The sequence below is a fragment of the Kribbella hippodromi genome (assembly GCF_039531045.1).
Lineage (GTDB): Bacteria > Actinomycetota > Actinomycetes > Propionibacteriales > Kribbellaceae > Kribbella > Kribbella hippodromi.
Map to the genome: position 1 here is coordinate 66,901 of NZ_BAAAPH010000014.1, position 13,335 is coordinate 80,235.

Below are 13,335 nucleotides of genomic sequence, written 5' to 3' on the forward strand. Positions count from 1 at the left end.
TGCCCGGAGATGATCCGGGCACCACTCCACCGATTCACGGGGTGATTACTGTTTCAGGACGAGCCCGGTCAGGGCTGCTTCAGGAACATCGAGGTGAACTCGGGCATACCCTGTGTCGGGTCGTTGATCGCGTGCCCGATGTTCTTGCCGACCGGCGAGTTGGTGCCGGCGTAGTAGAGCGGCAGGACCGGAAGGTAGTTCTCCAGGATGTCCTTGTCGATCTTCGACCATTCCTTCAGCTGCTCTTCCGGCGACTTCTCGACAACCGCGTCGATCTTCGCGTCGAGCGCCTTGTCCTGCAGCTGACCGACGCTGTTGCCGAGCGCGATCGCGTCCGACTTGAACAGCACCGGGAACCAGCTGGTACCGGACGGCCAGTCGGAGCACCAGCCGGCCGGCGTCTTGCCGATGTTGACCGGAGCGTCCTGGTTGCCGACGAAGGTACGGAGCTTGGCCTTCGGGACACCGATCGCCCGGACCTTGAAGCCGGCCTTCTCGTACGCCTGCTGGCGCAGCTGGCTGACCTGGGACGCGATCTTGTCGTCGATCGAGAAGTACCAGGAGAGCTCGAAGTTCGACTTGCCCAGCTTGGCCAGCTCGTCCTTGACCTGCTGCGCGACGGCCGGGTCCTCGGCGCCCTTACCGGTTCCGTTCAGGCCCGGCAGCTCGTACTTCTCGAAGCCCGGGACGGCCGGCGGCAGGATGGTGGAAGCCGGCGGGCTGTCCTTCGGGTTCAGGCCGGCAACCTTGCGCCAGGAGTCGTACGGGTACGACTTGGCGATCAGCTTGCGGACCTCCAAGGGGATCTTCCGGGTGTCCATCGTGTACATCTGGTTGCACGGGCCGGGGCCGGTCACGAGCTGCGACGGGTCCTTGACCTCGGGCAGCAGCGAGACGTCCAGGTTGCTGTAGTTCAGCGCGTTGGCATCCGGCCCGGCGCTGGCCAGCACCTGGCGCTGCACCTTGATGGTGTCCTGGGCGAACTTGAAGTCCCAGCCGTCGACGTACTGGTGCCGTACCGGGTCGGTGGCCGGGTCCCAGTTCGGGTTCTTCGTCAGCTTGAGCTCGTTGCCGGGGTTGTACGACGCGACCTGGTACGGGCCGGTCGTCATCGGCTTCTGCTCGTAGTTCTTCTGGGTGTCCTTCGCCTGCGGGATCGGCGTGAACATCGGGAACGCGGCGTAGAACGGCAGGTCGTCGAACTTCTTCGCCAGCTTGATGACCAGGGTGTGGTCGTCCGGCGTCTCGACACCCTTGTAGTTGGCGCCGCCCGCGCCGTACGGGCCCTTGTACTTGTCGCCGTCCAGGAAGAACTGCTGCTGGTACGTCGGTCCGGCGTCGTACAGGTCGTGCGCGAAGGAGCGCTTGATCGCGTACGCGAAGTCGGCCGCCTTCACCGGCGTGCCGTCCATGTACTTGATGCCCTGCTTGAGCTTGAACGTCCAGGTCAGGCCGTCGGCGGACTTCGTACCGAGGTCCTCGGCGAGGTCCGGAACCAGGACCGGCTTGTGGTCCGGGCCGTCCAGGCGGTACTGCGTCAGCGCCCGGTAGAACAGCTTGCCGATCTGGTTACCGTCGACGTAGTAGATGTTCGTCGGGTCGAACGTGTCCGGCGTGACGTCGGACAGCACCGTGATGGTGCCACCCTTCTTCGCTCCGTCCACCTCGGCGGCAGGGCCCTTGGCAGTGGGGTCAGTGGCCTTTACCTGAGCGCTGCCCAGTTCGCCGTTGCCACCACTGTTGTTGCCGTTCTTCGAGGACGGGCTGCCACAGGCCGCGGCGGCAACCATCACCGTCGCCGCGACCGCGGTTATCCGTTTCCACTGCATGGTCGGGTTTCTCCTTTTCTGCCGCTGGGGCAATCGCCGAACTACCGGCGAGTCTTGGGGTCGAAGGCGTCCCGGATCGCGTCTCCGAGCAGGGCCAGCGCGAGCACCAGAGCGGTGATCCCGATGACCGGCAGCCAGAGGTAGATCGGGTCGGCCTTGAAATAGTTGGTGGCGACCGAGATCGTCTGACCCCACGAGGGGATCGGCTCGACCAGCCCGACACCGAGGAAGGACAGCCCGGCCTCGGCGGTGACGTAGGCCGGCAGCGCCAGGGACGCGGAGATCACGATCGGGGCCACCAGGTTGGGCAGCAGTTCCTTGAACAGCACCTGCCGGGTGGGTACGCCGATCGCCTTGGCGGCGAGCACGAACTCGCGCTCGCGCAGCGACAGCACCTCACCGCGGATGATCCGGGCCAGGCCGGCCCAGCCGAAGAACGAGAGCACGAAGATCAGCACCTGGAACCGGATCGACGCCTGCGCGTCCGGGGTCAGGTTGAACGAACCGCCGCGCATCGACTCGACGATCGGCACCAGCGCGATCGCGAACAGCAGGTACGGCAGGCTCAGCACGAAGTCGATCAGCCAGGAGATCACCCGGTCGACCCAGCCGCCGAGGAAGCCGGCCAGCAGGCCCATCACGACACCGATCGCGGTACCGACCACGGTGGCCAGGAAGGCGATGATCAGCGACGGGCGGGCGCCGTAGACCCAGCGGGCGAAGTTGTCCCGGCCGGTCTTCGGCTCGACGCCGAACCAGTGCTGGCCGTTGATGCTGATGGTCGGGAACCCGTACTCGTCGACCAGATCGGTGTTGAACGAGCTGTAGTCCTGGCCCTCGAGCTTGGCCAGCAACGGCGCCAGGATCGCGATCAGGATGAAGAACAGCACGATCGACGCGCAGATCACGGCGACCTTGTCCTTGCGGAGACGGTCGAACGCGATCCGGCTCGGGGACTTGCCGTGCGGCGTCGCCGACGTGCGTACCGGCTCCGCCGACGCCGGGTGATCTTCGACCCCTACGGTCGAGTCGGGCGACCCAATACTCATTCGCACTCCGTCAGCTCAGTCGGCCGGATTTCGGTCCGTGGATCCGGCACCCCATCGGTGGACAGCATGCCGAGCCTTTGTGTTCTGGTGGGCTGGCGTCAAATCCCCTTGACAGGGCGCTTCCCCCACAACCGCGCGCTAGCCTGCCTGAGACTGTGACACCAAACCAGCGGTGTTCGGCACCAGTGCACAAATCGTTACCGGAACGGGTACTGGAACGGAACATTTCCCCCATTTCGTCACTCTTGGCAGTCAATTCTTCGCAATGCGCGTCGGCACAGCACCGACAGTGGCCATTTTGTGCCAAGTTCTCACGCAATGTAACGAAAAGACACATTCCGGCGATAGTGGTGCCAGTCCCGTGAACTGCCTCACTTCACCGCTGAGAGGGGTCTTTCGTCCGATGCGTGGACGCGGAGTCGAGCCCGAGGGCCCGGCTGTGCATAGCCAGTTCGTACTGGGCGACACCGGTCGCCGGCGCGTTGCCGATGGCCGTGTCCATCACCTGCCTGGCCTCGTCGATCCGCCCGGCCGCGACGTGCAACCGGGCCCAGCCGGCCGCGTTCGCGCCCTCGCCGGTGCTGTCCGGCCGGCGGGTCAGAATGTCCGCCGCGTGGCGGAGCAGGGTCTCGGCACCGGCCAGGTCCCCGGTCAGCACCAGGAGTTGTGCTTCGGTGTTGTCGACGTGCGCGATCCCGAGCTCGTCGCCGATCCGCTCGACGATTTCGCGGGCCTCGGCGAGTACCGCGGTCAGCTCGGGTACGTGCGCGGCGCCCAGGTCGTCGCCGGCCAGCAGGGACTCCGCCAGCAGGACGAGGCGAATCGCATGCAGCCGCGTCCCGGATGGGCTCAGCGCAGCAGCCTCGCGGCGCGCCTGCCGGCCTTCGTCGATCCGCCCGGAGAGGAAGTACCCACCGCCGACCTGGTCCAGCGCCCGGGCTCGCTCCGGCTCCGCCTCGGGGTGGGCGTCGACGACGGCGAGCATCTCCTCGCCCACTCGGCTCATACCGGCGAAGTCTCCGACCTGGGCGGTCAGCCAGCCCTGCTGGCTCAGAGCGGCCATCCGCAGCGCCGGGTTTCCGAGCTGTTCGGCCAGCGCGACCGCGCGGTCGGTGAGCGGCCGCAAGTCGGCCACCGGCGCTCCGGCCTGTGCGAGGGCGCCGAAGAGGCACCGGCAGAGGTCGGCCTCGAGCTCGAGCTCACCGGCCGCCGCGGCGGCTGCGCGGGCCGCGTCGAGGACGGAGCGCCGTACCTCCCGGTCGTCGCGCACGGCGAGATAGCCGGCGAAGCGGAGCGCGAGCATGCTGCCCAGCCGCGGCCATTTCGGCAGCGCCCGCTCGACCGCGGCGCGGACCACCGGACCTTCCGTGTCCAGCCAGGAGGCACCGGCGGCGGCCAGTTCCTCGGTCGCGGGCAGCACGAAGTTGCCGCCGCGATCGAGCTCGATCATCACCGCGGCGTGATCGATGTGTTCGTCGGCGATCGTGACGAGCCGGAGGACGGTGTCCAGGTAGCGCAGTTCGTCGTCGTCCGCGGCCGCGTACTGCTCGACTGCGAGCGCACGGACCATGCCGTGCAGGCCGTACCGAGGTGGATTGATCCGGCGTTGCTGTACGAGTCCCAGGGCGACCAGATTGTCGAAGACGACCGCTGCGGCGTCTTCGTCCAGGTCCAGGAGCGGTGCGGCCACCCACGCCGCGAACTCGTCCGCCCCGACAAGTGCCAGGCGAGCGAACAGGTCCCGGGTGAGCGAGTCGGCCACTCGGAGGGTCAGGTCAAGGCTGGCGCGAACCGCCCGATCCCCCGCGACCAGGTAGTCGAGCCGCAGCGCCTCGTCCGCCAGCGTCTTCACGACATGACCGACGTCTTCGCGTACGACGGCCAGCCGCGCTCCGACGATGCGCAGCGCCAGCGGCAGACCGGCGCAGTGTGGAACCAGGTCACTCACGCGGTCCGCGCCGAGACCGGACAGCAGCCCAAGCAGTTCGGCACTTGTCTCATCTGGCAGCGGTTCGAGCTCGCGGTGTAGTGCGTCCTCCAGGCCGAGCAGCGGGCGACGTGACGTGGTGATCACCGCGCAACTGCCATTCGCCGGCAGCAACGGCCGGAGCTGTCCGGCATCGATGGCGTCGTCGAACACCATCAGGACGGCTCTGTCCGCAAGGCGGCTTCGGAGCAGTGCGGACCGGGCATCCAGCTCGTCCGGGATCTCGCCGCTGTCCAGGCCGAGCGAGCGGAGCAAGCGGCCCAGTACGACATCAGGCGGTACGGCATCACCGGCGACGTCCTGGAGGCGTACGAACAGCTGCCCGTCCGGGTACTCACTGGCGAGCCGATGACCCAGTCGGACGGCTGCGGCTGACTTACCTGTTCCGGCGGCGCCGTACAAGCAGATTGCTGCTGGTACGCCTGACTGGCGCCCGGAATCGAGCAGTACTTGAGCAGCCTCGGCTAGTAGGTCGTCACGGCCGAGCAGTACGCCCACGTCTGCCGGGAGCTCACGTGGTACGCCGCTTGTCGTGGCGAGGTCGAGCACTGGGTCCTGGCGGAGGATCGCCACTTGGAGCTCTCGGGCTTCAGTACCCGGCTCTACACCTAGTTCTTCGTCTAGATGCCGGACCAGGTCGCCGTACACGGCTAGTGCGTCGGCCTGCCGGCCAGAACGGTACAGAGCGAGCATGTGGGCAACGGCGAAGGTCTCGCGCTCCGGCTGGAGTGCGGTGAGCTGGGCCAGATCAGGCAGTAGCTCCTGGTGGTGGCCGAGTGCCAGCTCCGTAGACAGGCGCAGCTCTTCCGCGGCCCAGCGTGCTTCTTCGAGGCTTCCGCACAGCCGGCGCCGTACGTCCTCGGCCGTGACACCAGCCAGCGCCGGACCGCGCCACAGCTGCAGTGCCTCGGTCAGCAACTTGCTGCGGCGCTCCAGGTCCTCCTGGCGTCGCGCTTGGTCGACCAGCGACTTGAACCGCTCGGCGTCGACCTGTGCAGGCTCCGCCAGGATCGCGTAGCCCTCGGTACCGCTGGTCACCTTGGTGTCCAGCACAGCGCGCAACCTGGACATGTACACCTGCAATGCGCGGCGCGGGTTGGCCGGCAGAGCGTCTGGCCACAGCAGGTCGATCAGACGCTCGGCCGGCACCGGCTTGCCGGGTTCGAGCAGTAGTACTGCCAGCAGGAGCCGCTCCTGCCGACGGCGTAGCGGGAGTTGCTCACCTTTCGACCAGATCTGGACCGGACCGAGCAGGCGGAACTCCATGGCGCTGAGCATACGGCCGCCGCGGGTGCGGATGGTAAGCGCGCGGTAACAGCACCGAGTCAGTCTTCCGGCACCACCAACCCGCCCCGGAGGAAGGACTGACCATGAAGCGAGCCTGGGACTGGGGCTGAGGTCAGGCCTCCCGGACGTGCACCGTGACGAAGGGAGGCTTCACCACGTCGAACAACTCCTGCCGGCCACGGATGTCGACGGTCACCTGATCGCCTTCCTTGACGGTCGCGTCCAGGAGCGCCAGCGCGACACCCTTCTTCAGGGTCGGCGAGAAGGTGCCGGACGTGACCTCACCGAGCGCCGTCCCGGCCTGGTCCAGGACCGCCATGTGCGGCCTGGGGATGCCACGGCCGGCGGCTCGCAGGCCACGCAAGATACGGGCCGGGCCACGCTCCTTCTCGGCCCGGAGCGCCGCGTCACCCCAGAAGTGCTCCTTCTTCCAGCCGACGGCCCAGCCGGAGCGCGCCTGAACGGGTGTGATGTCCGGCGAGATGTCCTGGCCGTGCAGCGGGTAGCCCATCTCGGTACGCAGCGTGTCACGGGCACCGAGGCCAGCCGGGACAATGCCGTACTGCTCTCCTGCTTCGAGCAGTGCATCGAACACGGCCGGCGCGGCCGCGTTCGGTACGACCAGCTCGTACCCACGTTCTCCGGTGTAGCCGGTGCGGCAGACAACCACCGGCGTACCGTTGAAGTCTGCTGTGGCGAACGCCATGTAGTCGTGTCCGATCGGCAGCCCGATCGCGGCCACCACCTCGTCGCTCTTGGTGCCCTGGACCGCGAGGATCGCGTAGTCGTCGTGCACGTTCGTCACCTCGACACCCGCCGGCGCGTCCGCCTGCAGCAGCCGCACCACCTCCGCGGTGTTCGCCGCGTTCGGGATCAGGAACACGTCGTCGTCGGCGTGCAGGTACGCGATCAGGTCGTCGACCACTCCCCCACGCTCGTTGCAGCACAGCGTGTACTGCGCCTGGCCGGGAGCGATCTTGCCCAGGTCGTTGGACAGGCACGCGTTCACGTACGCCGCCGCGCCCGCGCCCTTGACGGTCGCCTTGCCGAGGTGACTGACGTCGAAGACGCCGACCGACGTCCGGACCGCGGTGTGCTCGGCCACCACGCCGGCGTACTCCAGTGGCATCTCCCAGCCGCCGAACTCGGCGAACTTGGCGCCGAGCGCGACGTGGCGCTCGTGCAACGGGGACTTCTTCAACTCGTGCGACGTGGTCATGGAGGGGAAACTACCCGACGCGTAGCATGCGGAGGCAGCTTGCACGTACCGTGACGACCGGCCCGCTGCCCGCCGGTCAAGGAGGACTGAGGATTTCGTGACCACCATCACCCTGAGCAAGTCCGATGCCGCCGGCGTCAAGACCGACGCCGTGGTCATCGGCGTGGTCAAACTCGGCGGCGGCGTCGCTCTGCCGGCCGGCACCGAGTCGCTGAACGCCGCGTACGGCGGGAAGCTGGTGGAGGTGCTGTCCGGACTCGGCGCCACCGGCAAGACCGGCGAGGTGACCAAGGTGCCCGGGCCGCTGCTGAGCAAGCCGGGCAAGTCCGCGACGCTGATCGCGGTCGGCCTCGGCGCTGCCCCGGACGGCGAGCTGAAGACCGAGGACCTGCGGACCGCCGCGGGGACGGGTGTCCGCGCCGCCAAGTTCACCCAGTCGGTCGCGTTCGCGCTGCCGGCCCCGGACGCCGAGTGCGTACGCGCCGTGGCCGAAGGCGCTTTGATGGGGCGGTACGCGTTCACTGCGTACAAGTCGGCCGACACCGGTGACGAGCCGGGCGCGCTGACCGTACTCACCGACCTGGCCCGGAACAAGGACGCCAAGACGGCGCTCGAGCGCGCGCAGGTGACCGCCGAAGCGGTCGCGCAGGTGCGGGACTGGGTGAACACCCCGCCGGCGGACCTGCACCCGGCCGAGTTCGCGGCCGACGCGGTCAAGCTCGGCAAGGAGTACGGCGTCAAGGTCGAGGTGCTCGACGAGAAGGCGCTCGGCAAGGGCGGGTACGGCGGCATCCTCGGGGTCGGCCAGGGCTCGGCCAACCCGCCGCGGCTGGTCCGGCTGACCTACACGCCGCGCAAGCCGGTGACGCACCTCGCCTTCGTCGGGAAGGGCATCACCTTCGACTCCGGCGGTCTGTCGCTGAAGACGTCGAACGGCATGGTCAGCATGAAGTCCGACATGGCCGGCGCAGCCGCGGTGATCGGCGCGACGATCGCGATCGCGCGGCTCGGGCTGCCGGTGCAGGTCACGACCTACGCGGCGATGGCGGAGAACATGCCGTCCGGTTCGGCGGCGCGGCCGTCCGACGTCCTGACCATGTACGGCGGCAAGACCGTCGAGGTGCTGAACACCGACGCCGAGGGCCGGCTGGTGCTCGGCGACGCGCTGGTCCGGGCCTCCGAGGACGCGCCCGACCTGATCGTCGACGTGGCCACCCTGACCGGTGCCTGTGTCGTTGCCCTGGGCACCAAGGTGGCCGGCGCGTTCGCGAACACCGACACTGCCCGGGACCGGGTCGTGGACGCCGCGATCGCGGCCGGTGAAGCGATCTGGCCGCTGCCGATCCCGGCCGAGATGCTGGACAAGCTGAAGGCGCACTCGAAGGTCGCCGACCTGGCCAACATCACCGGCGAGCCGTGGGGCGGCGCACTCGCGGCGGCCGCCTTCCTCGGCGACTTCGTTGCCGACGGCATCGACTGGGTGCACCTGGACGTGGCCGGGCCGGCCTTCAACGACGGTGGCGCCGCGGGGTACATCCCGGCCGGCGGCACCGGCTATGCGGTTCGTACGCTGGTCGAGCTGGCCGCTTCAGCGAGCTGAGTAGCGCGTCTCCAGCATGGTGCAGCCGGTGGTCGTCCGGTACGGACCATGCGGCATCCCCGGCGGCCGGCAGGCGTAGTCGCCGCGGCGGAACGTCCGCTTGAGGGTGAGATCGGTCAGCTCACCCTCAAGCAGGTACACCTCTTCGACGTACTCGTGCCTGATCGCCTCGGCGCCTGAGGTCGTACCGGGTGCCCAGCGAGCCAGCCGGGTCAACGTGCCGTCGGCGGCGTCCGCGCTGAGCACCTTCTCGGCGATCCCGCCGCCGGCGTCGGCCCAGTCGAGGTCGCCCGCGGCGAAGAACTCGTGTTCGGCTTTCATGGTCAGTCCCAGGCCGGGGCGAGCCGCTCGACGTTGTAGACAATCCTACTGACGACATTCCGCGGATCGGCCAGCTCGACCCGCCAGCCGTCGGCGAACTGGTCGACGCCCGCGATCATCGGGATCGTCCCGCTCAGCAGCACAGTTCCCGGTACGAGCCGGTCGCCGAGCTCCTTGATCCAGTACGACGGCGGCAGCAGCTGCGCCAGCGTGCCGTCCTGAATCAGCGTCTCGGTGTCGCCGTGCCGCACCCACGCCTTCAGCGTGAACTGGTCCAGCTCGTGCTCGATCTCACTGAGCGGCCAGGCGACATCGCCGAGCAGGTCCGGCGCGGACTGCTTGCTCCACGCGACCCCATGTACCTCGAGCGCACGGTCGGTGTGATCGCAGGCGACCGTGAGCAGTACGTCGTCCTCACCGACGACCAGAGCCCATTCCGCCTCACCGGACGTCTTCGCGTGCGGGACCTGGACGACTTCCGGCCGGCTGACGAGCGACGCGGACAGCGGGTACAGCGTCGGGATTCGCGACGGCGCCGGGACCCCGAGCTCGGCCAGCTCGTCCACGTGGTGCTGGACCTGCTGCGTGTCGCGCCCGGCGTACCCCGCGTTCAGTGCGTAGCGGACCGTGATCGTCCGCTCACTGCCATCAGGCAGGGTGAACTGCAGGCTCATGAAATTCCTCCGGCTGTCGGTCTTGCGTGAACACGTCGTATACAACGAGTATGGAGCAACCGCTCTAGGAGGTCCACCCTGATGTCCAGCTCTCCCCCGGAACGCCGCTCGCTGTACAAGGCGTTCGCCGCCAGCCTGTCCGGCACCTCGCTGGAGTGGTACGACTTCGCCGTCTACAGCTCCGCCGCCGCACTGGTCTTCGGCGACCTGTTCTTCCCTGGCAGCGAGCCGTTGACCGGCACCTTGCAGGCGTTCGCGACATACGCCGTCGGGTACGTCGCCCGCCCGCTTGGCGGCATCTTCTTCGGCCGGCTCGGCGACGTGATCGGCCGCAAACGCGTACTGGTCGCGACGCTGTTGCTGATCGGTGTGGCCACGTTCTGCATCGGGCTGCTGCCGACACACGCCCAGGCCGGCGCGTTCGCTCCGGCGATGCTGGTGGTGCTGCGCTTCGCCCAGGGCGTCGGTGTCGGTGGCGAGTGGGGCGGTGCGGTGTTGCTGAGCAGTGAGTTCAGCCAGGAAGGGCAGCGCGGGTTCTGGGCCTCCGCGGCGCAGGTCGGTCCGCCGCTCGGTACGTTGCTGGCGAACGGCGTCCTCGCCGTACTGGCCGGACTGACTTCGGAGCAGGCGTTCCTGAGCTGGGGATGGCGGATCGCGTTCCTGTTGTCAGCTGTCCTGGTGGCGTTCGGGCTGTTGATCCGGAGCAAGCTGGAAGAGACGCCGGTGTTCCTTGAGCTGGAGGCGAAGGGCGATCAGCCGACGGCTCCGGTGTCCGAAGTACTGCGCACCGAGACGCGCCCGTTGATCGCGGCGATCCTGGCTCGGGTCGGTCCGGACGTGCTGTACGCGCTGTTCGCCGTGTTCGTGCTGACGTACGCGACCAAAGAGCTGGGGATGAGCCGCGGGCAGGCTGTTACTTGTGTACTGGTCGGATCGGCGTTGCAGGTTGGCATGATTCCGTGGTCCGGGTGGCTCTCCGACCGGTACGGGCGGCGGCGGATCTATGCGATCGGCGCTGTCGGCGGTGCGATCTGGAGCGTCATCTTCTTCGCCACCGCGTCGTCCTTGGCCACGCTGTTGCCGGGTGTCGTGATCGGCTTGGTGTTCCATTCGCTGATGTACGGACCGCAGGCCGCGTTCGTGTCGGAGCAGTTCACGGCACGACTGCGGTACACCGGGAGCTCACTGGCGTACACGTTTGCCGGCGTGATCGGCGGGGCGCTGGCGCCGCTGGCCTTCACCTACTTCTTGGCGAAGACGGGTACTGGGTATGTGATCGCGGCGTACATCGTGGTGGCTTGTGCGGTGACGCTGGTCGGGTTGGGGCTCGGCAGGGCGGTACGGGACGAGCCGAGCAGTGCGGTGACAAGCCCGGTATGAGCCGCGTGGGTATCGCGGTATGAGCCGCGTGGGTATCGCGGTATGAGCCGCGCGGGTCTGAAGCAGCCGCTGGTGGACTCAGCCCTGCATGAGGAGGGCGCCGGTGGAGTCGAGGTGGCGGAGGATCGCCTTCTCGGCCGCCTCCGGCTTGCCGGCCGCCAGTCCGTCCACGATCGCCTGGTGTTCGTCCAGTACCTCTTGCCGGCGCGTCGCGCTGCGCTGCAGGGCGACGACCCCGAGCAGTACGTGCCGCGCGCGGAGGCTCTCGTACAACCGGCCGAGCACCGAGTTGCCGGCCGCCTCGACCAGCAGCGCGTGGAACTGACTGTCCAGCTCGATGAAGTCCTTGGCGTCCGACTTGTCGACGATCGCCCGCTGCTGCCCGAGCACCTCCGCCATCGCGTCCACCGGCGCGCGGCCGGCCGCCAGCGAGGTGGTCGCCGCCCAGGTCTCGATCACGCCGCGGGCCTGCATCATCTCCGCGATCTCCCGGCCGGGCACCGGCGCGACGAACGCACCTCGATGCGGAACCAGCTGAACCAGGTCCTCGGCCGCGAGCATCAGCAGCGCCTCGCGCACCGGCGTCCGCGAAATCCCCACCTCGGTCGCGACCGCCTGCTCGTTGATGAACGTCCCCGACACGGCCGGATCACTGAGCACCGTGCCGCGAAGGTACTGATAGGCACGGTCGCGGCCGGAGTCCCCACTCAATCGCATACCCAACGTATACAGCCTTGGAGAGCCAGATGACAGTCCTGTGTGTCGCCGCCGGACAGCTCCTGGCCGGACCCGATCCGGCCGCCAACCTGACCACCGCGATCGAGACGATCGTCCAGGCCGCGGCCGCCGGCGCCGAACTGGTCGCCCTCCCCGAAGCCACCATGGCCTGTTTCGGCACCGATCTGCGTGCGATCGCCGAACCACTCGACGGCCCATTCGCCACCGGCCTGCGCAAGGTCGCCGCGGACCTCGGCGTCGTGGTCGTCGCGGGCTTGTTCGAACCGGCGGCCGACGGGCGCGTACACAACACCCTGCTCGCGACCGCCCCGGGCGTGGAGGCGACGTACCGGAAGATCCACTTGTACGACGCCTTCGGGTCCCGCGAGTCCGATGTTGTTGCCCCTGGCAATCAGCTGACCACGTTCCGGTTCGGCGGCGTACAGATCGGATTGGCGACCTGCTACGACCTGCGCTTCGCCGCCCAGTTCACGGACCTCGGCCGGCTCGGCGCGGAGCTGATCGTCGTACCCGCGTCGTGGGGTGCCGGCCCCGCCAAGGAAGACCAGTGGGACCTCCTCACCCGAGCCCGCGCCGCCGACGCCCAAGCTTGGCTACTCGCCTGCGACCAGGCCTACACTCCCCCGCGCGGCACCGACCCACTGGGCATCGGCCGCAGCGCCCTGATCACCCCGACCGGCCACCCAAGAGCCCGCCTCGCCGCAGCCCCCGACCTACTCGTCGCAACCATCGACACCGAAACGGTCACCGACACCAGAGGGCGCGTACCTATCCTCTAGGCCTGGCCGTTCTTCTTCATGCGGGCGTTGTATTCGCGCATGCGGGGTGGGTAGCCGACCACGGCGGCGTCGTACGACGGGATGCCGAGGCGGTTCGCGAAGTCGTGGGCCCATTTGACCGATGGGACGCGGCGGCGGGTCCATTCGCCGTCGATCGCCACCAGCAGCAGGGTGTAGTCGGTGACCGCCGTGCGTGGCTCGACGAAGCCTTCCACGCCTTGGCGAGACTGGGCGAAATCCCGCAGGTGCGCCTGGTCCGGGGTGTCCGCCCGGCGCATCGTTCCGGCCTTCTGCCGGCGACCGAACCACTTCATGACGTAATTGTCCACTATGTGTGCAACTCGCCGCTCGAATCCTGGATAACGGTTCCGGCCGGAACCGGGCAGCGCGCCGGGACCGGCCCGCGCGTGGATCCGCCGGCGATCGGTGAAAGGATGGCCGCGGGCCGGAACCGCGATCCGGGACCGCCTGC

11 protein-coding genes are annotated in these 13,335 nt (G+C 68.3%); 3 read left to right on the plus strand and 8 right to left on the minus strand.

Translation table 11 applies throughout. From position 1 onward, the window contains the following. Positions 1–68 precede the first annotated feature (68 nt). The 4 genes from ABD260_RS21850 to gcvT all read right to left on the minus strand — a co-directional run bounded on the left by ABD260_RS21850 (position 69) and on the right by gcvT (position 7,371). The gene (locus ABD260_RS21850; protein ID WP_344235720.1) at positions 69–1,829 is read right to left on the minus strand and encodes an ABC transporter substrate-binding protein; all 1,761 of its coding nucleotides are present in this window, start codon (positions 1,827–1,829) and stop codon (positions 69–71) included. A 41-nt stretch (positions 1,830–1,870) separates the two neighbouring features. After that, positions 1,871–2,878 (minus strand): ABC transporter permease, encoded by a 1,008-nt coding sequence (locus ABD260_RS21855; RefSeq protein WP_344235722.1) that lies wholly within the window; start codon positions 2,876–2,878, stop codon positions 1,871–1,873. 376 nt (positions 2,879–3,254) lie between these two features. Continuing rightward, positions 3,255–6,131, minus strand: a complete 2,877-nt coding sequence (locus ABD260_RS21860) for an AfsR/SARP family transcriptional regulator (protein WP_344235724.1) — start codon at positions 6,129–6,131, stop codon at positions 3,255–3,257. 133 nt (positions 6,132–6,264) lie between these two features. After that, on the minus strand, positions 6,265–7,371 hold the full coding sequence (gcvT, locus tag ABD260_RS21865; RefSeq protein WP_344235726.1) for a glycine cleavage system aminomethyltransferase GcvT: 1,107 nt from the start codon (positions 7,369–7,371) through the stop codon (positions 6,265–6,267). Between the two features lie 97 nt (positions 7,372–7,468). Between gcvT and ABD260_RS21870 the strand changes: the two genes are divergently transcribed. Continuing rightward, positions 7,469–8,971 (plus strand): leucyl aminopeptidase, encoded by a 1,503-nt coding sequence (locus tag ABD260_RS21870; protein WP_344235728.1) that lies wholly within the window; start codon positions 7,469–7,471, stop codon positions 8,969–8,971. Here the strand turns inward: ABD260_RS21870 and ABD260_RS21875 are convergent. Both ABD260_RS21875 and ABD260_RS21880 read right to left on the minus strand, forming a co-directional pair. Beyond that, on the minus strand, positions 8,960–9,292 hold the full coding sequence (locus ABD260_RS21875; RefSeq protein ID WP_344235730.1) for a cupin domain-containing protein: 333 nt from the start codon (positions 9,290–9,292) through the stop codon (positions 8,960–8,962). The genes ABD260_RS21870 and ABD260_RS21875 overlap by 12 nt on opposite strands. Positions 9,293–9,294: 2 nt before the next feature. After that, complete coding sequence (locus ABD260_RS21880) at positions 9,295–9,966, minus strand: DUF2848 domain-containing protein (RefSeq protein ID WP_344235732.1); 672 nt, start codon at positions 9,964–9,966, stop codon at positions 9,295–9,297. Between the two features lie 81 nt (positions 9,967–10,047). Between ABD260_RS21880 and ABD260_RS21885 the strand changes: the two genes are divergently transcribed. Further along, complete coding sequence (locus ABD260_RS21885; RefSeq protein ID WP_344235734.1) at positions 10,048–11,346, plus strand: MFS transporter; 1,299 nt, start codon at positions 10,048–10,050, stop codon at positions 11,344–11,346. Between the two features lie 78 nt (positions 11,347–11,424). On the opposite strand, the gene ABD260_RS21890 is transcribed toward ABD260_RS21885, so the two are convergent. Continuing rightward, entirely contained in the window at positions 11,425–12,063 is a 639-nt protein-coding gene (locus ABD260_RS21890; RefSeq protein WP_344235736.1) for a GntR family transcriptional regulator, read from the minus strand. A gap of 29 nt (positions 12,064–12,092) precedes the next feature. On the opposite strand from ABD260_RS21890, the gene ABD260_RS21895 reads away from it, so the two are divergent. Then, positions 12,093–12,863, plus strand: a complete 771-nt coding sequence (locus tag ABD260_RS21895; protein WP_344235738.1) for a carbon-nitrogen hydrolase family protein — start codon at positions 12,093–12,095, stop codon at positions 12,861–12,863. Here ABD260_RS21895 and ABD260_RS21900 read toward each other — a convergent pair. Further along, positions 12,860–13,177, minus strand: a complete 318-nt coding sequence (locus tag ABD260_RS21900) for a hypothetical protein (RefSeq protein ID WP_184834133.1) — start codon at positions 13,175–13,177, stop codon at positions 12,860–12,862. The two genes, ABD260_RS21895 and ABD260_RS21900, sit on opposite strands and share 4 nt — an antisense overlap. Between the last annotated feature and the right edge of the window lie 158 nt (positions 13,178–13,335).